The 202-nt window shown below is 52.0% G+C and carries 1 pseudogene; it reads right to left on the bottom strand.

The annotated features are described in order from the left end of the window. Window positions 1-202: pseudogene (locus tag KNQ97_RS19295) on the bottom strand (hypothetical protein); the annotation flags it as partial.

The raw sequence follows: 202 nt of genomic DNA, 5'->3' as shown, positions 1-202 counted from the left end.
GCTGCCATCAGGATTAACTGTGGCTTTCACCTGCTGTTCCAGCGGATTACCTGCCTGGTCCTGACCTGTGATGGTTAAGGTCACTTCACTACCCGGTGCTACATCTGTGGTACCCCCTGTGATATGGCCCTGGTCGTCAACATCTACTGTAATTGATCCATCAACACGGTCCAGACCACCTTGATCCGGTGTAGATGGATCA

The sequence above is a fragment of the Acinetobacter sp. UC24323 genome, from assembly GCF_024151445.1.
GTDB classification, from domain to species: Bacteria; Pseudomonadota; Gammaproteobacteria; order Pseudomonadales; family Moraxellaceae; genus Acinetobacter; species Acinetobacter baumannii.
The sequence above is the reverse complement of the archived record's forward strand: the minus strand, read 5'-3'. Positions and strand labels throughout refer to the sequence as shown.